This window comes from Actinomadura soli, assembly GCF_005889715.1.
Classification (GTDB): Bacteria; Actinomycetota; Actinomycetes; order Streptosporangiales; family Streptosporangiaceae; genus Spirillospora; species Spirillospora soli.
In genome coordinates, this window is the sequence record NZ_VCKW01000060.1 from 15,505 (window position 1) to 36,064 (window position 20,560).

At 72.8% G+C, this 20,560-nt stretch carries 15 protein-coding genes; 9 read left to right on the plus strand and 6 right to left on the minus strand.

Annotated elements, in window-relative coordinates; all coding sequences use genetic code 11:
- The first annotated feature begins 28 nt into the window (after positions 1-28).
- Positions 29-1,069 (plus strand): glycoside hydrolase family 26 protein, encoded by a 1,041-nt coding sequence (locus ETD83_RS14180; RefSeq protein ID WP_138645584.1) that lies wholly within the window; start codon positions 29-31, stop codon positions 1,067-1,069.
- On the opposite strand, the gene ETD83_RS14185 is transcribed toward ETD83_RS14180, so the two are convergent.
- From ETD83_RS14185 to ETD83_RS14205, 5 genes are all read right to left on the minus strand, one after another.
- A complete protein-coding gene (locus ETD83_RS14185) occupies positions 1,047-1,898 on the minus strand; it encodes a phosphatase PAP2 family protein (RefSeq protein WP_138645585.1) in 852 nt (283 codons plus the stop codon). The two genes, ETD83_RS14180 and ETD83_RS14185, sit on opposite strands and share 23 nt — an antisense overlap.
- Complete coding sequence (locus tag ETD83_RS14190; RefSeq protein WP_138645586.1) at positions 1,898-2,947, minus strand: hypothetical protein; 1,050 nt, start codon at positions 2,945-2,947, stop codon at positions 1,898-1,900. The genes ETD83_RS14185 and ETD83_RS14190 overlap by 1 nt, the downstream gene beginning before the upstream one ends.
- Before the next feature lie 158 nt (positions 2,948-3,105).
- Complete coding sequence (locus ETD83_RS14195) at positions 3,106-4,101, minus strand: sulfite exporter TauE/SafE family protein (RefSeq protein WP_171064197.1); 996 nt, start codon at positions 4,099-4,101, stop codon at positions 3,106-3,108.
- A 128-nt stretch (positions 4,102-4,229) separates the two neighbouring features.
- Positions 4,230-5,771, minus strand: a complete 1,542-nt coding sequence (gene cysC / locus ETD83_RS14200; protein WP_138645587.1) for an adenylyl-sulfate kinase — start codon at positions 5,769-5,771, stop codon at positions 4,230-4,232.
- A 135-nt stretch (positions 5,772-5,906) separates the two neighbouring features.
- Entirely contained in the window at positions 5,907-6,740 is an 834-nt protein-coding gene (locus ETD83_RS14205) for a class I SAM-dependent methyltransferase (RefSeq protein WP_138645588.1), read from the minus strand.
- Between the two features lie 241 nt (positions 6,741-6,981).
- On the opposite strand from ETD83_RS14205, the gene mfd reads away from it, so the two are divergent.
- The 6 genes from mfd to ETD83_RS14235 all read left to right on the plus strand — a co-directional run bounded on the left by mfd (position 6,982) and on the right by ETD83_RS14235 (position 16,435).
- Positions 6,982-10,557, plus strand: coding sequence for a transcription-repair coupling factor (gene mfd, locus ETD83_RS14210; protein ID WP_138645589.1), 3,576 nt, complete (start codon positions 6,982-6,984; stop codon positions 10,555-10,557).
- 201 nt (positions 10,558-10,758) lie between these two features.
- Positions 10,759-11,433, plus strand: a complete 675-nt coding sequence (locus tag ETD83_RS14215) for a hypothetical protein (RefSeq protein WP_138645590.1) — start codon at positions 10,759-10,761, stop codon at positions 11,431-11,433.
- Positions 11,430-12,428 (plus strand): MazG family protein, encoded by a 999-nt coding sequence (locus tag ETD83_RS14220; RefSeq protein ID WP_138645591.1) that lies wholly within the window; start codon positions 11,430-11,432, stop codon positions 12,426-12,428. The genes ETD83_RS14215 and ETD83_RS14220 overlap by 4 nt, the downstream gene beginning before the upstream one ends.
- A 145-nt stretch (positions 12,429-12,573) precedes the next feature.
- Positions 12,574-15,015 (plus strand): transglycosylase domain-containing protein, encoded by a 2,442-nt coding sequence (locus tag ETD83_RS14225; RefSeq protein WP_171064198.1) that lies wholly within the window; start codon positions 12,574-12,576, stop codon positions 15,013-15,015.
- Between the two features lie 183 nt (positions 15,016-15,198).
- Positions 15,199-16,155: an NADP-dependent oxidoreductase gene (locus ETD83_RS14230; RefSeq protein WP_138645592.1), complete on the plus strand. Its 957-nt coding sequence runs from the start codon at positions 15,199-15,201 to the stop codon at positions 16,153-16,155.
- 49 nt (positions 16,156-16,204) lie between these two features.
- Positions 16,205-16,435 (plus strand): hypothetical protein, encoded by a 231-nt coding sequence (locus ETD83_RS14235; protein WP_138645593.1) that lies wholly within the window; start codon positions 16,205-16,207, stop codon positions 16,433-16,435.
- Positions 16,436-16,473: 38 nt separating this feature from the next.
- Here ETD83_RS14235 and ETD83_RS14240 read toward each other — a convergent pair whose 3' ends face one another.
- Positions 16,474-17,817 carry a sensor histidine kinase gene (locus tag ETD83_RS14240; RefSeq protein WP_230420902.1) on the minus strand — a complete coding sequence of 448 codons (1,344 nt, stop codon included), beginning with the start codon at positions 17,815-17,817 and terminating at the stop codon, positions 16,474-16,476.
- A 521-nt stretch (positions 17,818-18,338) separates the two neighbouring features.
- Here ETD83_RS14240 and eno point away from each other — a divergent pair.
- Positions 18,339-19,622 (plus strand): phosphopyruvate hydratase, encoded by a 1,284-nt coding sequence (gene eno / locus ETD83_RS14245; RefSeq protein WP_138645594.1) that lies wholly within the window; start codon positions 18,339-18,341, stop codon positions 19,620-19,622.
- Positions 19,623-19,782: 160 nt separating this feature from the next.
- A complete protein-coding gene (locus tag ETD83_RS14250) occupies positions 19,783-20,244 on the plus strand; it encodes an FtsB family cell division protein (RefSeq protein ID WP_138645595.1) in 462 nt (153 codons plus the stop codon).
- Positions 20,245-20,560 lie beyond the last annotated feature (316 nt).

A 20,560-nucleotide genomic window follows, 5' to 3' on the forward strand; every position in this document is an offset into this window, starting at 1 on the left:
TGTGACTGGAGTCTGTTTCTTGATTGCGATGACGAGGAAGGTGCGCTGGGCGCTCGCCGCGGCGGCGAGCGCCGTCGCGCTGGCGGTGGGCGTCGTGATCGGCGTCCATATCGCGGGGGGCTCCGAGAAGGGCCCCGGCTGCGCGGTCTCCGACCGGCTGGTCCCGGAGTGCGGCCGGTGGTGGGGCGTCGCGCCCGGCGTCTTCACGAGCAAGTCGACGGAGAAGGCCCTCGCCGACTTCGAGGACAGGACCCGCCGTCCCGCCGACGCCGTCCACCTGTACCACCGGGACGGGGAGCTCTTCCCGACCGACCGCGAGATCGCGATGGCGCGCGACGGCGGCCGGCCCCGGCTGCTGTTCCTCAACTGGAAGCCTGAGATGGGGCGGACGTGGGCGCAGGTCGCCGCCGGGGACCCGGAGGTCGACCGGCACATCGACGACGTCGCCCGCCGCATCCGCGACGCCTTCCCGCACCGGTTCTTCCTCGCCGTCCACCATGAGCCCGAGGAGGAGGTCCGCCCGTCGCCCGGGTCGGGATTCACCGCCCGCGACTACGCCGCCATGGTCCGGCACGTGATCAAGCGGCTGCGGGACGGCGGCGCCGGCAACGCGGTGACCGTGATGGCGTACATGGGGGTGCCGAACTGGGGCGCGCAGCCGTGGTTCAACGACCTCTATCCGGGCGACGACGTGATCGACTGGGTCGCCGCCGACCTGTACGCGGACAAATGGGTGGACGACTTCGCGACGCTGGTCGACAAGAGGCGCCCGGACTTTCCGGCATGGCCCGGGTTCTACGCGTGGGCGTCGAAGCGGTTCCCGAAGAAGCCGCTGATGCTCGCCGAGTGGGGCACCGTGAACCGCAAGGACGACCCGGAGTTCAGCCGGCGGTTCTTCGCGTCCGTCCCGCGCCAGCTTCCGAACTACCCCCGGCTGAAGGGGCTGCTCTATTTCGAGTCGCCGAAGACGCCCGTGGGGGACACGAGGTGGAACGCCACGGGCGGCTCTGCGGAGGCGTTCCGGCAGATCGCGAAGATGCCGGACTTCAACCGCCTGACGCCGCCCTGACCGGCTCGTGCCCGCCGTCCGCGCCACTGTCCGCGGACGGCTCCCGCTCCCCGGGCTCGGCGAGCAGCGACCGGCCCGCGAACACGGCCACGGCCAGCAGCAGGTAGCCGTAGATCCAGCCGCCGTACACGTCGGTGACCCAGTGCTTGCTGAGGTACCAGCGCGTGTACCCCTCCCAGAACGCGAACGCGGCGAACGCGCCCCACACGACGGCGCGCGCCCGCGGACCCGCCCGCAGGTAGGACAGCGCGATCAGCACGATCACGCCGTAGATCGAGATCAGCCGGGCGCACCCGCCCGACGGGTAGGTCCCGAGCGTCGTCGGCGGGTGGCCCCGGTCGACCAGCGCGGCGAGCGCGCTCTGCTGGAACCGCTCCACCAGGATGATGGTGCCGATCAGCAGCGCCGGCACCCACGGGCGGCGGCGCGTCCGGACGGCGACGAGCGTGAGGACGACCGCCCCGGCCAGCCCGGCGTACCGGGTCTGCCACACGTTCCCCGACTGGGTGAGGAACTCCATCGCGTCCGTCCACGCGCCGGGCCGCATGGTGCGCTGCACGAGGTCGAACATCGGGACGTCGTGGGCCTTGAGGAGCCGCTGGCTCAGCTCGCCGAGCGGCAGGCACACCGCGGTCACCAGGAACGTTCCCGCGCCGAGGAAGACGACGAAGGAGCCGGCCGGGCCGAGCGTCCGGTCGAGCTGCTCGCGGGCGGTGCGCAGCCGCACGGCCGCCGTCGTGCCGCTGCCCGGGGGACGGCTCGTCCAGACGTACCCGACGGCGAACGACAGGACCAGGCCCAGCGCGCAGACCGCGATGAGACCGGCCATCAGCGGCCCTGCGGCCGATCGCCGCCGCTCCCGGGCCCTCCGCTCCCGGGCCCGCCGGTCGGAGGTCCACCGGGCCGCTGCGTTCCGGGCGGTGGGACGGCGCCTGGCGGCGGAACAGTGCCCGGCGGCGGAACAGTGCCGGTGCCCGGTGCGTGCGGTGCCTGAGGTGCCTGTGAGGCGGCGCCGGGGCCGCCGGGGGTGCCACGTCCCGGTGCGCTGGGGGGACCGCCCGGTGCGCCGGTCGCGCGGTGCGCGGGCCCGCCCGCCGCGGCGGCCGCCGGCCGCCGCTTGCGGCGGAGCAGGAACACCGCGCCCGCGGCCGCCACGGCCACGGCCGCGGCGCCACCGGCGATCAGCCCGAGGGGGGTGCCGTCCTCCTCCGGGGCGGCACCGGGGTCGGTCGCGGCCTTCTTGTCGGGCGGCGGCGGGGGCGTGGCGACGGCGCGCTCCGTGCCGACCTCCGGCCCCGGACCCGGCTTGCCGGGCGCCGCGGTGCCCGCGTTGTACGCGAACAGCGAGAGCTGGTTGATCAGGCTGCCGCCGCCGTTCCGCCGCGCGCCCGCCCACGCCTTCGCGGTCGTGCTCGGCGCGAAGCTCCACGAGTAGGCCCGGACCGTCCGGCCGACCACGACGGCGTAGGTGCCCTTGCGCTTCACCGCCTTGTAGATGTCCATGATCAGCCGGTTGTAGGCGGTGGCCCGGTCGGGGAGCGTCCCGGCCGGGAAGATCGCGATGTACACCGGGAGGCGGGCGCGCTCCAGCGGGCCGCGCAGCCGGTCGAGCTGGCCGTCGCTGAGGTCCTGGACGCCGGGGGCGACGTAGAGCCCGCCGTTCTCGGTGAGCCTCGTCACCACGTCCTCGAGCTCGATGCCGTCAGGCGCCGCGGCGAGGGCGCCGGGGGCGCCCAGCGGCGCGGGCAGGGCCGCGGTGGCGTCGGCCCGCGCCGCCGGAAGCCCGGGGGCGGCGAGCAGCGTCACGCAGGCGGCCGGAACGGCGAACGTCAGGCGGCGGACTCGCCCGACCTGGACGCGCCGGATGGAGTGCGGCATCACGGATGACGGTCCTTCATGCTCAGGGCGGGGGGTGTTCAGGCGAACGGTAGGCGACCACCGTACTGGTGCCTGCGGGGCTTCTGTTCTGTTTCCGCCCATTTCCGGTGCTCAGCCCCGCCGTGCACGTGGCCGGCCCCGGCTACGAGGGAGGCGCCCTAGCGGACGAGTTCGTCCGGTGACACCTTCACCGTGTCCGCCGAGGCGCGGAGGGCCCGGGCGGTGCGGTGGCGCAGGACGAGCCATACGGCGGCGGAGACGGCGATGAGGGCGGTCATCGTCCAGGCCAGCGGCACGGCGCCGAGGCCGAACATCTTCAGGGAGGACGCGACCAGGACGATCGTCAGGATGCGGCGGATGATCCCGCCGGGTGCGCGCGAGGAGATCCGCGAGCCGAGGTAGACGCCGGGGACGGAACCGACGAGCAGCGCGGTCGTGACCTCCATCCGGAAGTCGCCGAACAGCAGGTGGCCGATTGCGGCCGCGAACACCAGCGGGACGGCCTGGAGCAGGTCGGTGCCGACGAGCTGGTTGGCCTTCAGCGCCGGGTAGAGGGCCAGCAGCGCGACGATGATGAGCGAGCCGGAGCCGACCGAGGTGACGCCGACGACGAGCCCGCCGATCGCGCCCACCACCACGGTCGGCACCGGGCGCACCTTGACCCTCGGCGCCGTCCGGCCGTCCTTCCCGCGGCCGCCCTTATCGGTCGCGCGGCCGTCGTCACCGGTGGTGCCGGGGCTGCTGGGGGCGTCGGGGGTGCCGCCCGCTCGGCGGGACAGGTAGCCGCGGAAGACGAGCCCGGCGGCGGCGATCATGAGGGCGACGCCCATGGCCTTGCTGATGATCTCCTCGACCTCGCCGCCGTGGCCGAGCGCCCGCGCGAGCAGGACGCCGGAGAACGCCGCCGGTACCGAGCCCACGCACAGCCAGCCGACCAGCCGCATGTCGATGGTGCCCTGGCGGTAGTGCACCGCGCTGCCGACGGGTTTCATCACCGCGGCGGCCACCAGGTCGCTGGAGACGGCGGCGAGCGGGCTGACCCCGAAGAACGTCACGAGCATCGGCGTCATCAGGGCGCCGCCGCCCATGCCGGTCAGCCCGACGATGATGGCGACGAGGAACGAACCCAGCGCCATCGTCCAATCGAAGTCCATCGGCATGACCTACCTGGTTGGTCGGGAAACTCGCCCATCAGAGTAAAGGAGGTCATCCAGACCTGCTAACCCTGGTATGCCCTGCCGAACCCCTCGGTTCGGGGTTTGTAGCGTTTCCGTACCCGGATCTATGCGGAGCGTACCCAGCCGCCGTCCACCAGGAGGTCGAGGACCTTCGCGACCGCCTCGTCCGGCGTCATCCGGGACGTGTCGAGCGTCAGGTCGGCGTCGTCCGGGTCCTCGTACGGGTCGGAGATGCCGGTGAACTCGGGGATCACGCCCGCGCGGGCCTTGGCGTACAGGCCCTTGCGGTCGCGCCGCTCGCACTCCTCCAGCGGCGTCGCGACGTGCACGAGGATGAAGTCGCCGACGGCGGACACCATCCGGCGGACCTCCGCGCGGGTCGCCGCGTACGGCGCGATCGGCGCGCAGATCGCGGTGCCGCCGTGCCGGGTGATCTCGGCGGCGACGAACCCGATGCGCCGGATGTTCAGGTCGCGGTCGGCGCGCGAGAACGTCAGGCCGGACGACAGCATCCGCCGCACGACGTCGCCGTCCAGCAGCGTGACCGTCCGGCCGCCGCGCTCGACCAGCGCGTCGGCGAGGCCGCGCGCGACCGTCGACTTCCCCGAGCCCGACAGGCCGGTGAAGAACACCGTGATGCCGCGCGACAGCTTCGGCGGCCGGGCCAGGGCCAGCTCGGCGGCGACGGCGGGCGGGGTGAACCAGTCGGGGACCGGTTCGCCGGCGTCCAGCAGCTCGTTCAGCCGCTCCTGGGTCAGCTCAGCCTGGACGTGGTCGGGTTCGATGCGCGCGACGGGCCGCCAGACCTCGACGTCGGCGTCGTAGGCCCACGGCTCCGGCACGACCACCGGGATCGCGGTGCCCTCGACCTCGTGCTCCAAGAGCAGGTGCGTGGCGCCGTAGGCGGCGGCGACGTGCGCGCGGAGCAGGACGTCCCGCTCCTCCTGGACCGCCGCGTCTCCGCCGTCCCCGCGCACGGGGAGCGGGACGGGGATGATCTGCGCGCCGTCCGGCAGCTCCTTGCGGACGCCGAGCAGGGCCCGGACGAGCGACTCGTCGTGCTCGCCGCCCAGCAGCGGCAGGACGAGGACCTCGGCGCCGAGCCGTTCGGCGACCTGCCGCAGCTGCCCGAGCTGCTTGCGGTGCAGCGGATCGCGTACCGCTACCGCGAGCTTGTTGGCGGGGGGTGCGGGGGGTCGTCCCTCCTCGGGAGACGCGGTGAGGGCGTTCCCTTCGGCGGCTTCGAGCTCGTCGGGACGGCGGCGCAGGCCGTGGAACGGTCCGTGGGCGGGAGCGCGGAGGGCCTCCAGCGGCCCCGCGAGCCGCCAGTCGCGGCTCGTCGGGTCCTGCCACGCCTCCTCGACCCGCAGGACGGCGACCGGCACGCCCTCCGGGTCCTGCAGGACGACGCGCTCCTGGTCGGTCAGCTCCTTCGGGACGGACAGGGTGACCGGGACCGGCCACGGGGTCCCGTCGGCCAGCCGCCCGCCGGCGATCACCATGGCGGTGTCGTAGGAGCCGAGGAACCCGGTCAGCGGCCGGTACACGCCGGCGAGGACCAGCTCCAGGTCGGCGAGCTCCACCGGGCCCGGAGTCCAGGCGGGCAGGTCGCGCAGCGTGTCGGGAAGGCCGGGCTCGGCGGTCACCGCGATCTCCGATCTTGCGTCGCCGCCGTCGTGCAGAGCGCGGCGGCCGGGCTGAACCGTGTGAATGGAGTTTCCGCAGGAAAAATACTGCGCCGACCCGGACGCACGCACCATCGCCCCGCCCACGGGCGACGGTCAGATAACCCTGGCGAAACGGTTCTCGGGTTTGCGGATCACGAGCGTGACCTCGCTGTGGTCCGCGGGGAGGCGGCCCCTGGTGATCACCGAGACCAGCCGGCACAACAGCTCGGCGAGGCCGGTTCCGGCCCCGAGGGCCCTGACGGCCTGCCGGGACGTGTATTCCTCGGCGATCACCAGCCCGCGCATGACGCAGTACCACTGCATGCCCGACCGCGACGCGACCCGGTCGTAGATCGCCGGAGGCGGGCTCGTCCGGCCGTTGCCGGCCGTCCTGGTCGCCGCCGTCTCCGGGCCGGTCCCGGCCGTCTCCGGCACGGGCGCGTCCGGGACGCGGGCGTGGGCGCCGCGCGGGCCCCGCCCGGGGCGCACGCGCCTCCGCCGGCCGCCGATGTGCATCCAGTTCGGGAGCGTCCGGTCCAGGAAGCCGAACGCGGTGTTGCGGTCGCGCAGGCGGACCAGCAGCAGCCCGCCGGGCTTCAGCGCCGCGACGAACCGGTCGAGGACCAGCTCGGCGTGCGGGACGCGCTCGATCAGGTACGAGGCGTGGACGATGTCGAAGGCGCGCGGCGGCAGCGGCACGGTCCGCAGGTCGCCGAGGTGCCAGGCGTCCAGGTCGAGCCGGTCGCACGTGTAGGCGCGCAGCTCGGGGGACTCCAGGTCGACGCCCGTGACGTGGTGTTCGCGGTCGCCGAGGTCCAAGCCCGTGCCCCAGCCGCAGCCCGCTTCCAGGATGTGGATCCGCTGCAGGGGCTTCTCTTGGGCGTACTGGCGAGCGCGTTGCGAGAAGAGATCGCCGTCGTTGACCGGCGGCGTACGCAGATCGGTCACGGTATCGCAGCGTAATCGCTCGACTGCGTTCCGTCCGCTATTTGCCTATTCTTGGTAATGGCCGTGTCGCGCTGCGTTGCCGTGCTCGTCCCATGCCCGTCCCGGGCCCGTCCCGTCCGCGAGCTGCGGCGCTGTCGGAACGAGACGCCGTCGCGGCGCGTACCCTGGATCGGGTACCGGGATCCGCGTGGGATTCCGGGTTTTCGGCCTGCCCTGATCCCCGGCTGACGAGCGGACGAAGATGACGCTTTCTGGACTTGTCGATCTCGCGTGCACCGATCCCGGGTTGGAGCGCGCGCTCACCGCGGCGCGGACCGATCAGGAGATCGTGGCGCCGTCCTCGCTGTGGCCGATCCTGGCGGCGGCGCTGAGCCGCCGCGTCGGCGGCGGCGCCGGGGACGGCGTGGTCCTCGCGGTGACCGCCACGGGACGCGAGGCCGAAGACCTGACGGCGGCGCTGTCGAGCCTGCTCGACCCGGGCCGTGTCGCGCACTTCCCGGCGTGGGAGACGCTGCCGCACGAGAAGCTGTCGCCGCGCTCGGACACGGTCGGGCAGCGCATCGCCGTGCTGCGCCGTCTCGTCCACCCGGGCGCGGGCGGCCCGCCCACCGAGGAGGGGACCGCGAGCGCGGGCAAGGGCGGGGCGCTGGACGTCGTCGTGACGCCGATCCGCGCCGTGCTCCAGCCGATCGTGTCCGGGCTCGCCGACCTGGAGCCCGTCCGGCTGGTCTCCGGTGACGACGCCGACATGGACGACGCCGTCCGCGGCCTCGTGAACGCCGGGTACCACCGCGTCGACCTGGTGGAGAAGCGCGGCGAGATCGCGGTGCGCGGCGGCATCCTGGACGTGTTCCCGCCGACAGAGGAGCACCCGCTCCGGGTGGAGTTCTGGGGCGACACCGTCGAGGAGATCCGCTACTTCAAGGCCGCCGACCAGCGCTCGCTCGAAGTGGCGCAGGACGGGCTGTGGGCGCCGCCGTGCCGCGAGCTGCCGCTGACGCCGGAGGTCCGCGAGCGGGCGAAGCGGCTCGCCGAGGAGCATCCGGCGCTTGAGGAGATCCTCGGCCGGATCGCGGACGGCGACACCGTCGAGGGCATGGAGGCGTTCTCGCCCGTCCTCGCCGACACGATGGAGCTGCTGACCGACCTGCTGCCGGACGGCTCGGTGCTGCTGGTGTGCGAGCCGGAGCGGATCCGGACGCGGGCGGAGGAGCTCGTCCGGACGAGCCAGGAGTTCCTGGAGGCGAGCTGGGTCAACGCCGCGGCCGGGGGAGAGGCGCCGATCGACCTGGGCGCCGCCGCGTTCCGGTCGCTGGAGGAGGTCCGCGCGCACAGCACGGAGCTGGGCCTGCCCAGGTGGAGCGTGACAGCCCTTAACCCCCTTAGGGCGAGCGGAGCGAGTGCGGGGGGTACAGGGGGGTCGTCCCCCCTGAGCGAGGAACGTGATGCGCTCAACCTGGGCGTGCAGCCTGCGGAGGCGTACCGGGGCGACACCATGCGGGTCGTCGGTGACCTCAAGGGATGGATCGACGGCGGCTGGCGCGTCGTGATGGTCACCGCCGGGCACGGTCCGGCGGAGCGGCTCGTCCAGCTCGTCGGGGAGGAGGGGGTCGGCGCGCGGCTCGACGATCTCGCCGGTCCGCCGGGCCCGTCGGTGGTCACCGTCACGACCGGGCTTCTGGAGAACGGGTTCACCTGGGAGTCGGTCAAGCTCGCCGTGCTGACGGAGACCGACCTGTCGGGGCAGAAGTCGTCCACGCGGGACGCGCGGCGGATGCCGTCGCGGCGGCGCGGCGGCATCGACCCGCTCCAGCTCAAGGCGGGCGACTACGTGGTCCACGAGCAGCACGGCGTCGGACGGTACGTCGAGATGGTCAGCCGGACGGTGCAGGGCGCCACCCGCGAGTACCTGATCCTGGAGTACGCCAAGAGCGACCGGCTGTTCGTCCCGACCGACCAGCTCGAAGAGCTGACCCGCTACGTCGGCGGCGAGGCGCCGAGCCTGCACCGGCTCGGCGGCGCCGACTGGCAGAAGGCCAAGTCCCGCGCCCGCAAGGCCGTCAAGCAGATCGCCGGGGAGCTGATCCGGCTGTACTCGGCGCGGATGGCGAGCCCCGGCCACCCGTTCGGCCCCGACACCCCGTGGCAGCGGGAGCTGGAGGACGCGTTCCCGTACGTGGAGACGCCCGACCAGCTCGCCGCCATCGACGAGGTCAAGCTCGACATGGAGAAGTCCGTCCCGATGGACCGCCTGATCTGCGGCGACGTCGGCTACGGCAAGACGGAGATCGCGGTGCGGGCGGCGTTCAAGGCCGTCCAGGACGGCAAGCAGGTCGCGGTGCTGGTCCCGACGACGCTGCTGGTGCAGCAGCACATGTCGACGTTCACCGAGCGGTTCGCGGCGTTCCCCGTCGTGGTGAAGCCGATCAGCCGGTTCCAGTCCGACCGGGAGATCGACGAGACGCTGCGCGGCATGGCGGACGGCACCGTCGACGTCATCGTCGGCACGCACCGCATCCTGTCGTCGCAGACCCGGTTCAAGAACCTCGGCCTGGTCGTCATCGACGAGGAGCAGCGGTTCGGCGTCGAGCACAAGGAGGAGCTGAAGCGACTCCGGACGCAGGTGGACGTCCTCGCGATGTCCGCGACCCCGATCCCGCGGACGCTGGAGATGGGCCTGACCGGCATCCGCGAGATGTCGACGATCCTGACCCCGCCGGAGGAGCGCCACCCCGTCCTGACGTTCGTCGGGCCGTACGAGGAGAAGCAGATCGCCGCGGCGATCCGGCGCGAGCTGCTGCGCGAGGGCCAGGTGTTCTTCGTGCACAACCGGGTCAGGTCGATCAACAAGGTGGCGGCGAACCTGGCGAGGCTCGTCCCGGAGGCGCGGATCGGCATCGCGCACGGCCAGATGAACGAGAACGAGCTCGAAAAGGTCATGGTCGACTTCTGGGAGAAGAACTACGACGTCCTGGTCGCGACCACGATCGTCGAGTCCGGCCTGGACGTGCCGAACGCCAACACGCTGATCGTCGACCGCGCCGACATGTACGGCCTGTCGCAGCTCCACCAGCTCCGCGGCCGCGTCGGGCGCGGCCGGGAGCGCGCCTACTCGTACTTCCTCTACCAGCCGGAGCAGCCGCTCACCGAGACGGCGCACGAGCGGCTCGCGACCCTCGCGCAGCACACCGAGATCGGCGCCGGCATGTACGTCGCGATGAAGGACCTGGAGATCCGCGGCGCGGGCAACATCCTCGGCGCCGAGCAGTCCGGGCACGTCGCGGGCGTCGGGTTCGACCTTTACGTCCGGATGGTCGGGGAGGCGGTCCGGGACCTGAAGGAGGGCGGCCGCGCACCGGAGGCGGTCGAGACGAGGGTCGAGCTGCCCGTCGACGCGCACCTGCCGCACGAGTACGTCCCGGGCGAGCGGCTCCGGCTGGACGCCTACCGCCGCATCGCCGCGATCACGTCCGAGGACGAGATCGGCGCCGTCCGCGACGAGCTGAAGGACCGGTTCGGGCCGCTGCCCGTCCCGGTGCTGAACCTCCTCGAAGTGGCGCGGTTCCGGACGAAGGCCCGCCGCGCCGGGCTCGCCGACGTCACCGTCCAGGGCAACTTCATCAAGTTCACCCCGGCGCGGCTGCCGGACTCCAAGCAGGTCAGGCTGCAGCGGCTGTACCCGAAGAGCATCCTCAAGCCGGCGACCGACACCCTGCTCGTCCCCGCACCGAAGACCGCGCAGATCGGCGGCCGCCCCCTGCGCGACCAGGACCTCCTGCGCTGGACGACCGACCTGGTACAGGCCCTGTTCCTGTAGCCCAGGGGGCGACCCCCTGGCCCCCCGTCACGGTCGGGCGACCTTTTGCCGAGCCGCTGGCGCGTCTCGCGAAACGGCCCCCCGACCGGCGGGTCGCCCGACCTCCGGCGCTGGGCGCCTCCGGCCGCGCGACCCGTGGCAGCCGGTAGTCTGGCGCGACTCAGCTGATCTCTGGACAAGCGACGACGAGACGAGGTTTCCGTGCCTGGTAGGTCCGTGAAGGCCGCGGCGGCGGCCGGTGCCGCCGTGGTCGCGGCCGGCGCGCTGACCGGCTGCGGCGGCTCGCCGAAGGTCGGCACCGCCGCGCTCGTCGGCGACGACCGCATCACCGTCACCACGCTCAGCCAGACCGTCCGCGACTGGCGCAAGCAGTTCCGGGCCGACCCGCGCGCCAACGAGCTGCGCGCCAACCCGGGCAGCCCGGCGCCGCAGCTCGCCGGCGAGTCCGAGTCCGACCTGCGCGGCGCGCTGACCCTGCTGATCAACTTCCGGGTCGCGGGCGAGGTCGCCGACCGGACGGGCGTGACGGTCACCGGGGCGCAGGTGGACCGCGCCGTCGTCTCGCTGAACAAGCAGGGCGGGGCCGGGTCGATCACCCTGGCCAGCGGGCTTCCCCGCGCGCACGCCCGTGACCTCGCCCGGCTGGTCGCCACCCAGGTCGCGGTGATGCAGCGGTTCGGCGCCGACCTGAACAACGAGCTGAGCCCGGCGACGCAGCAGGCCGGGCAGAAGTGGAACGAGCTGTTCCGCAGCACCGCGGACGCCATGGACATCGAGGTCAACCCGCGCTACGGCACCTACGACCCGGGCCAGTTCGAGGTCGGGCCGGTCCGGTTCCGGCTGTCCAGCCCCGATTCGGGTACCCGGGGCGCATGAGCCTGACACTGCTCGCGACGACGCACCGCGTGGCGCCCGGCCTGCTGACCTGGCGCGCGTGGGACGCGCTCCGGTCGGCGTCCGCCGTCCGGGTCCGGGCGGGGCATCCGCTGCTGCCGTCCCTCGGCGCGGCCGGGATCGTCCCGGAGGTGGTGGACGAGCCGGACGCGGCCGTGCTCGCCGCGGACGCGCGCCGCGCCGACGTCCTCTGGATCGCCGCGCCCGAGGGCGACGAGGCGCTGATGCGCGAGATCGGCCGCCTCATCGTGGACGACACCGCGAACGACCCGCTGGACGTGGAGGTGCTGCACGGGTCGTACGACCTGCCCGGCGCGCGGCTCCTCGACCTCGTCTCGGTGATGGACACGCTGCGCCGCGAATGCCCGTGGGACCGCAAGCAGACCCACGCGACCCTCGTCCCGTACCTGCTGGAGGAGGCGTACGAGGTCCTCGACACCATCGAGTCGGGCGACTACGGCGCGCTGCGCGAGGAGCTCGGCGACGTGCTGATGCAGGTGGCGTTCCACTCGGTCGTCGCCGCCGAACGCGACGACGACACGGCGTTCACCATCGACGACGTGGCCGGTGCGATCGTCGACAAGCTCGTCCGCCGCCATCCGCACGTGTTCGCGGACGTGACCGTCTCCGGCGCCGACGAGGTCAACGCCAACTGGGAGCAGATCAAGGCGGCCGAGCGGGCGGAGAAGAGCGGCGAGGACGCGTCGGCGCTCGACGGCGTGCCGATGGGGCAGCCCGCGCTGTCGCTCGCCGCGCAGCTCCAGCGCCGCGCCGCCCGGCTCGGCACCCCGTCCGGCCTCGCCCGCGGGCTCGCGGACGATCTCCCTGACACCACGGATGACCTGGGCGAACGGCTTTTCGCGCTCGTCCGGGAGGCGGCGGAGCGGGGGCTGGACGCCGAGTCGGAGTTGCGGGCGGTTTCGCGGGTATTCCGCGACCGTGTCCGAGCATGGGAACGACGGAACCGGTCCGACTGATTCGCGAGGTATCTACCCGAATATCGCGGATGGGGTAGTCCGGTCGGGGCGGCGCGTCTACTCTGAGCGCGTGTCGGCTGGGGCTGATGGTGACTCCGGGGACCCCGAAGTACTACAGGGCGTCCCCGCGGGCCAGCGCGTGCCCATGGAAGAGCGCGTGTTCCTGGACGAGGACGCCCCGCCCCCGCGCCGCCGGGCCCGCCCGCGCCGCGTGTTCACCGCGTCCACGACCCGCGCCGAGAAGGCCCGCGCGCTCCGCGGCCTGTTCACGCTCGGCGGCCTCGCCGGCGGGCTCGTCGCGCTCATGCTGCTCCCCACCACCTGCGCCGCCGGGATCGGGGCCCGCGACGCCGCGGACTGGTTCTTACGGGAGCCGGAAGAGCTCACGACGTCCGGCGTCCCGCAGCGGTCCACGATCCTCGACGCGGGCGGCCGCACCCTCGCCACGTTCTTCTACCAGAACCGCGTGGACGTCCCGATGGAGAAGATCGCGCCCGTCCTCCGGATCGCGGTGCTCGCCATCGAGGACAGCCGCTTCTACAACCACGGCGCCATCGACGCGCAGGGCACGCTGCGGGCGCTCGCGAGCAACCTCGGCCACGGCCAGGTGACGCAGGGCGGATCCGGCATCACCCAGCAGTACGTCAAGAACCTGCTGGTCACCCAGGCCGACTCCGACGCGGAGCGGGCGGCGGCGCAGGAGGTGTCCGCGGCGCGCAAGATCCGCGAGCTCAAGTACGCGGTCGCGCTGGAGAAGCGGTTCACCAAGGACGAGATCCTCCGCCGCTACCTCAACATCGCCTACTACGGCGACGGCGCCTACGGCATCGAGGCGGCGTCCCGGCACTACTTCTCCAAGCACGCGTCCGAGCTGAACCTGGCCGAGGCGGCGCTGCTCGCCGGCGTCATCCGCTACCCGTACGCCTACGACCCGACCCAGCATCCCGGCGAGGCCAGGGAGCGCCGCAACATCGTCCTCAACCGGATGGCCGAGCTCGGCTGGATCGAGCGCGCCACGGCCGACGCCACCGCACGGCTCCCGATCAGGCTGGACGTGGACGACGTCAAGAGCGGCTGCGTGACCAGCAAGGCGCCGTTCTTCTGCGACTACGTCCAGCGGGAGATCCTCACCAACCCCGTGTTCGGCGAGACGGCCGAGGCGCGGGAGAAGCTGCTCAAACGGGGCGGCCTCACGATCCGCACCACGATGGACCGGCGGGCGCAGAAGGCCGCGCAGCGGGCCGTGGACGAGCACGTCCCGCCGCGGAACTCCGCGGGCAAGGCGGCGGCGGAGGCGATGGTGGAACCGGGCACCGGCGAGATCAAGGCGATGGTCGTCGACCGCCGGCTCGGTCCCGACAAGGAACGCGGCAAGACCTGGATCAACTTCGCCGCCGACGCCAGCCACGGCTCCAGCATCGGGATGCAGGCCGGATCCACGTTCAAGGCGTTCACGCTGGCCGCCGCGCTGGACGAGGGCATGCCGTTCGGCGCCCGGCTGATGGCGCCGCGCGAGTACACGCCCGTCGGCTACCGCGACTGCAAGGGGCGGCGCGTCGGCGACGCGTCCAAGACGCTCGGCAACGCCGCCGACGGCGAGGGCGGCAAGAAGTTCAGCCTCGTCACCGGCACCCAGCACTCCGTCAACACCTACTTCCTCGCGCTGCAGAAGGAGGTCGGCCTCTGCGACACCGTCAAGATGGCCGAGCGCCTCGGGATGCGGCAGTCGAGCGGGGAGCCGCTGGAGCAGTTCGCGTCGTTCACGCTCGGGTTCAACCCCGTCTCGCCGCTGCGGCTCGCGGCGGCGTACGCGGCGTTCGGCGCGCGCGGCGAGTATTGCAAGCCGGTCGCCATCAGGGCGATCACGGACGCGTCCGGCCGCAGGCTGAAGGTGCCGCCGCGCGACTGCGATCAGGTGATGGACAAGGGCGTCGCGGACGCCGTCAGCCACGTGCTGAGCGGCGTCCTCACCAAGGGCACGGCCCGCGGCATGGGCCTCGGCCGCGACGCCGCCGGCAAGACCGGCACCGTCGACAACTTCTCCGCCGCCTGGTTCGCCGGGTACACGCCCGACCTCGCCGCGGCCGTCTGGGTCGGCGACCCGCGCGGCGGCTACAAGTACCCGATGGAAAGCCTCTGCATGGACGGCCGCTGCTACGGCTCGGTGTTCGGGGCGACGATTCCCGCGCCGATCTGGCAGCAGAGCATGCTCGGGGCGCTGTCCGACACGTCCCCGACGTCGTTCGTCCGGCCGCCGTCCCACTTCTTCAGCAAGGGGACGGGCGAGGAGAAGGTCAAGCTGCCCGACGTCCGCGGCCTGAAGCCGGACGAGGCCATCAGGAAGCTCCGCGAGGCCGGGTTCGAGATCCGCGTCGGCAGGCCCGTCGAGTCCCGCGAGTACAAGAAGGGGACCGTGGCCGAGATGTCCCCGAAGCCCGGCTCCGCCGAGCCCGGTGAGACCGTCACGCTGCGCGTCAGCAAGGGCCCCGGACCCCGCGGCGGCGACGATCCGCCGATCCCGCCGATCACCCCGCCGCCGACCTTCCCGGCCGTCCCCGGCGAGCGCTCCCCGCTGGCGCCACCGTGATCTGACAGCGCCCTGACCTGCTGGTCTGTGTGATCGCCCGGCGTCCGGGTAGATCACCGGGGGGTGTTCACCGACGTTGAACGCCGCGAAATCTAAGCTGTGATCCAAGCCGCGCACTCCAAGCGCGCGAATGATGAGCGCGCGAATGACAAGCGTGCGTATCCGTTCGGGGGGACGATCGTCATGCGAGCCATCGCCGTGTCCGAGTACGGCGCCACACCGGCGCTGATGAACCTGCCGCGCCCGGAGCCGGGCCCCGGGGAGATCCTCGTGAAGATGATCGCGGCCGGGCTGAACCCGTTCGACTGGAAGCTCGCCGACGGCATGGTGAAGGACTCCGTGGACGCGACGTTCCCGCTGATCCTGGGCGTTGACGGCGCGGGCGTGGTGGAGCAGGTCGGCGAGGGCGTGACCCGGCTGCGGGTGGGCGAGCAGATCTACGGGACGTTCGCCGGGACCGAGCGGGGCCTCGGCGCGTTCGCCGAGTACGCCCTCGCCCGGGAGGACGGGCCGGTCGCCCTGATGCCGGAAGGGATGATCTACACGCAGGCGGCGGCGGTGCCGACCGCGAGCGCCGCCGCGCTCAAGATGGTGGACGCGGCGCGCGTCGACGCCGGGCAGACGGTCCTCGTCGTCGGCGCGACCGGCGGCGTCGGGCAGGGCCTGGTGCAGCTCGCGTCCCTCGCCGGAGCCAAGGTGATCGCCACGGCCCGCGCCGACATGGCCGGGACGATGCGCCGCCTCGGCGCGGACGAGACCGTCGACCACTCCCGGGGCGACGATGCCGATGGTCTCAACGCCCAGGTGCTGGCCGTCCACAAGGACGGGATCGACGCCGTCCTCGACGTGGTCAGCGACGCCCCCGCCACCGAGGACATCGCGCAGCTGTTGCGCCCGGGCGGGACGTACGTCAGCTCCGTCTGGGCGGTGAATCCCGACTCCATGGAGGCCAAGGGACTGCGCGGCGTCAACGTGAGCGGCGGCCTCACGTCCGGCACGCTCGACCGGCTCTCCGACCTCATCGACGCGAGCGACCTCCGCGTCCAGGTCGAGCGCGAGGTGCCCCTGGAGGACGCGCCGGACGCGATGGCCGCCAACAGGGCGGGCGGCGCGCGCGGCAAGACCGTGATCCGCATCTGACCCCGCGTGAACCGTCCCGTCACGGGCATGCAGACCCACGGGAGGACATATGAACCAGAGCAGCCCTGACCAGCCCGGCGAAGACGACCGGCACGCCCGGCTCCGTGACCTCGACGCGTCCCTCGACCGGCTCCGCGCCGACCTCACCCCGCCGCCCGCCGACGCCGGGGACAACGTCGACTCCGGGCAGTACCTCGCCGCCCGGGAGGAGCTGGAGGGGCAGATCGAACTGCTGGAATACGAACGCGAACGCCTCCGCACCGAACTCGGCCTCTCCTGACCCGTCCAGGCCGGGGACGCAAGCGGGAGGCGGGGAGGTCAGCGGGGGAGGCGTAGGACGAACCGGGCGCCGGGGACGCCGTCCAGCCGGTCGGTGAGGACGAGCGAGCCGCTGTGCGCCTCGGCGATGTCGCGGGAGATCGCGAGGCCGATGCCGGTGCCGCCGGCGTCGCGGTGCCGGCCCTCCGCCAGCCGCGCGAAGCGCTCGAACACCCGCTCCCGGTCCGTCGGCGCCACGCCGGTGCCGTCGTCGATCACCTCGACCACCGCGGTGGACGGCTGCTCCATCCGGATGATGACCGTCACCTCGGACGCCGCGTGCCGGTCGGCGTTGTCGATGAGGTTCGTCAGCACCCTGGACAGCTCGCTGCGGCCGCCGTTCACCGTCACCGCCCCCTCCGCCAGGACGGTCACCTGGGTGCGGAACGGGCGGCGCAGCACTTCCTGGTCCGCCAGCTCGGTCAGGTCCACCGGCTCGCGCGGGAAGTTCCTGTCCGCCTCCAGGCGGGACAGCGCGAGCAGGTCGTCCACCACCGCGGACACCCGGTCGGTGTTGATCAAAATGGCCTGGAGCGTCTCGCGCACGTCGGTCTCGTCCGGGGCCGACAGGGCCAGCTCCAGCTCCATCCGCAGCGCGGCGAGCGGGCTGCGCAGCTCGTGGGACACGTCGATGACGAACGCGCGCTGCCGCGCCACCGCGCGCTCCAGCCGGTCCAGCGTCGCGTTGATGCTCGCCGCGAGCAGCCCCACCTCGTCGCGGCGGGCCGGCACCGGCACGCGGCGCTCCAGGTCCGTCGCGGTGATCTCGTCCAGTTCCCGGCGGATGTCGGTCACCGGGCGCAGAGTGCCGCCCACCGATCGCCACGTCCCGTAGGCGACGATGGAGGTGCCCGCAAGGATGCCTATCAGCAGCAGCAGAGCGAGCTTCGGCTGCGGCAGCAGCCCCGGCTCGGGCGTCAGCGAATAGACGTACTTGGTGTCCGCCCCCGTCCCCACGCGGATCCCGACGATGAGGAAGCACGGCCCGCCGGGCGCGTCGACCTTGCAGATGCGGCCCTCCCGGCGGGAGTCCCCCGGCGGGGGCGGCGGGAACCGCACCGGCGCCCGGCCGCGCATCCGCGGGGACGCCGCGATCACCCGGCCCTGCGCGTCCACGACCACCAGCAGCTCGCGGCCGGTGGCGCCGATCTCGCGGGCCAGGATCCCGGCGTTGATCGCGACCGCCACGCGGCGTCCGTCCTGCGAGATCTCCTGGACGGAGTCGTCGAGCGTCTGCTTGCGGCTGCCCGACAGGACCAGCCCCGCCATCGCCGTGGTCAGGACGAAGGCGACCAGCGTCGAGGTCAGCGTCACCCGCAGCCGGATCTTGGGCGGGTGCAGCACGACCCGCCAGATCCAGCCGCTCAGGCCCGCGGTGGGCTCGCCGCGCCGAGCCGCCCTGGGCCGGGAGATCCTGGGCCGAGGCAGCCTGGGCCGGAAACGCCCTGGCCGGAAGCGCCTGTACCGAAGGCGCTTGGGCCGGAAGCGCCGGTGCCGGACGCGTATGACGACCTCCCCGGGACGCTCCTGCCAGTACCAGATCTTTCTTGCCGGATCAGGGCAAACACGACCGTGGTGGACGGGTAAAAGATCGTTCAGCCGGAACGCGGTGCGAATGCCGAGGATCGCCCGGTTTGTACGGTGTCGCGGTGAAGGCGGCGAGCCCGTTCGGCGGCGCGGGGGCGGCGCGGCTAGGCTCGGTGGCTGCACTCGGACTCACGACCGAAGTCGCTCCGCCCGAAGAACGTCGCTGCATCCTAAGAAGTCGCTGCACCCGAAGAACGTCGCTGCACACGTAGTACCAAGTCCATGACCGCTGTGCGCGGACCAGGCGCACAGACATTCGCATCATCAGGGGGTTCCCCGTGTCGTCGATCGAGGCCGTACTCGCCCGGGAGATTCTGGACTCCCGCGGCAATCCGACCGTCGAGGTCGAGGTGCTGCTCGCCGATGGGACCGAGGCGCACGCGGCCGTGCCGAGCGGGGCCTCCACCGGCCAGTTCGAGGCCGTCGAGCTGCGGGACGGAGGCGAGCGCTACGGCGGCAAGGGCGTCCGGAACGCCGTCCGGGCCGTCAACGAGACCATCGACGAGAAGCTCGTCGGCTACCCCGCGTCCGACCAGCGGCTGATCGACCAGCTGCTCGTGGACCTGGACGGCACCCCGGCCAAGTCGGCGCTCGGCGCCAACGCGATCCTCGGCGTCAGCCTCGCCGTCGCCAAGGCCGCCGCCGACTCCGCCGGGCTGCCGCTGTTCCGCTATGTCGGCGGCCCGAACGCGCACCTGCTGCCCGTCCCGATGATGAACATCCTGAACGGCGGCGCGCACGCCGACACCAACGTCGACGTCCAGGAATTCATGATCGCGCCGATCGGCGCGGCCACCTTCGCCGAGGCGCTGCGCTGGGGCGCCGAGACCTACCACGCGCTGAAGTCGGTGCTGAGGTCCAAGGGCCTCGCCACCGGCCTCGGCGACGAGGGCGGCTTCGCGCCCGACCTGCCGAGCAACCGCGACGCGCTCGACCTGATCACGGAGGCGATCCGCAAGGCGGGCTTCACCCCCGGACGCGACATCGCGCTCGCCCTGGACGTCGCCGCCACCGAGTTCCACGCCGACGGGCAGTACACCTTCGAGGGCGCCAAGCGGTCCGCCGACGACATGGCCGCCTACTACGGCGAGCTGATCAGCGAGTACCCGCTGGTCTCCATCGAGGACCCGCTCGACGAGGAGGACTGGCCCGGCTGGGAGGGCCTCACCGCCGCCGTCGGCGACCGCGTCCAGATCGTCGGCGACGACCTGTTCGTCACCAACCCGGAGCGGCTCGCCCGCGGCATCAAGGCCCGCGCCGCGAACGCGCTGCTGGTCAAGGTCAACCAGATCGGCACGCTCAGCGAGACCCTCGACGCCGTCTCGCTCGCGCAGACCAGCGGCTACCGCTGCATGATGAGCCACCGGTCCGGCGAGACGGAGGACACCACCATCGCCGACCTGGCCGTCGCCACCAACTGCGGGCAGATCAAGACCGGCGCGCCCGCCCGCAGCGACCGCGTCGCCAAGTACAACCAGCTGCTGCGCATCGAGGAGCTGCTCGACGACGCCGCCCGCTACGCCGGCGCGGCCGCGTTCCCGCGCTTTGACGCCAAAGGCTGACATGACGCGGCCTGACTGGGGCTGAGGCGCACGGCCCCCGAACCGGGTGTCCCGGGGGACCGGAACCTCGTTCCGGTCCCCGAACGCCGGGTTTTCGGACGGACGAGCCAGACCGCATACCGGAGACACGCGAGTCCAGGACGACCACGCAGGGGACACGATGGCTGACGACAAGGCCGGCCCCAAGGGCGGGCACGACGGCGACGACACCGGCCGCGAGGCCGGGCACGGGAGTGGCGCGCGCCGGGGTAACCCGGCCCTGACCAGCCGTGCCGCCATCCTGGCGGTGGTGGTGTGCGCCATCTCGCTGAGCCTCGCCTACCCCGTCCGCGAGTACATCGCGCAGCGCAAAGAGATCGCCGAACTCCAGCGCGAGGAGGCGGCGGCCCGGCGGCAGGTGGAGATCCTTGCCCAACGCAAGCAACAACTGGGCGAGAAGTCGTACATTGAGCGTGAGGCGACTCGAAGGCTCCATTACTGCCGCCCTGACGTAAAGTGCTACATCGTCCTGGACGGCACCGGAGGCGACGGGCGGCAGGCCCGCAAGGGCGGGCCGACGGCCAGGCCGCCCTGGTACGAGACGCTGTGGCGGTCGGTCGAGTCCGCGGACAGGCCGCGCTGACCCGTCGTCCATCGGGCCGGCGGAACCAGGACGGACGCGTCCCGGCGGGAGGGGCCGGGCGCGGACGGAGAGCGTCGCCGGGCGCGGCGGGCCGCGCCGCGCCACCACAAGCGACCGCCGGACGGCGTCGAGAGGCGTTGGACGGTTCCTGGTCGGCGGGCGACCGTTGGCCGAACGGACGGCGTCGGACGCCGTTCCCGGACGGCGGGCGGTGCCCCCGGAGGGGCGGCACCGGCTGGAGTGGCGGTGCCGGTCGTAGGGCGGTGCTGGTCAGGGAGTGTGGGGCCGGAGGGGGCCGTGTTGGTCGGAGGGGCGC

Bases quoted from the DNA above. Each gene is read 5' to 3' on its own strand.
- ETD83_RS14180 (WP_138645584.1), top strand. From the start codon at position 29: ATGACGAGGAAGGTGCGCTGGGCGCTCGCCGCGGCGGCGAGCGCCGTC.
- ETD83_RS14185 (WP_138645585.1), bottom strand. From the start codon at position 1,898: ATGGCCGGTCTCATCGCGGTCTGCGCGCTGGGCCTGGTCCTGTCGTTC.
- ETD83_RS14190 (WP_138645586.1), bottom strand. From the start codon at position 2,947: ATGCCGCACTCCATCCGGCGCGTCCAGGTCGGGCGAGTCCGCCGCCTG.
- ETD83_RS14195 (WP_171064197.1), bottom strand. From the start codon at position 4,101: ATGGACTTCGATTGGACGATGGCGCTGGGTTCGTTCCTCGTCGCCATC.
- mfd (WP_138645589.1), top strand. From the start codon at position 6,982: ATGACGCTTTCTGGACTTGTCGATCTCGCGTGCACCGATCCCGGGTTG.
- ETD83_RS14220 (WP_138645591.1), top strand. From the start codon at position 11,430: ATGAGCCTGACACTGCTCGCGACGACGCACCGCGTGGCGCCCGGCCTG.
- ETD83_RS14225 (WP_171064198.1), top strand. From the start codon at position 12,574: ATGGAAGAGCGCGTGTTCCTGGACGAGGACGCCCCGCCCCCGCGCCGC.
- ETD83_RS14230 (WP_138645592.1), top strand. From the start codon at position 15,199: ATGCGAGCCATCGCCGTGTCCGAGTACGGCGCCACACCGGCGCTGATG.
- ETD83_RS14235 (WP_138645593.1), top strand. From the start codon at position 16,205: ATGAACCAGAGCAGCCCTGACCAGCCCGGCGAAGACGACCGGCACGCC.
- ETD83_RS14250 (WP_138645595.1), top strand. From the start codon at position 19,783: ATGGCTGACGACAAGGCCGGCCCCAAGGGCGGGCACGACGGCGACGAC.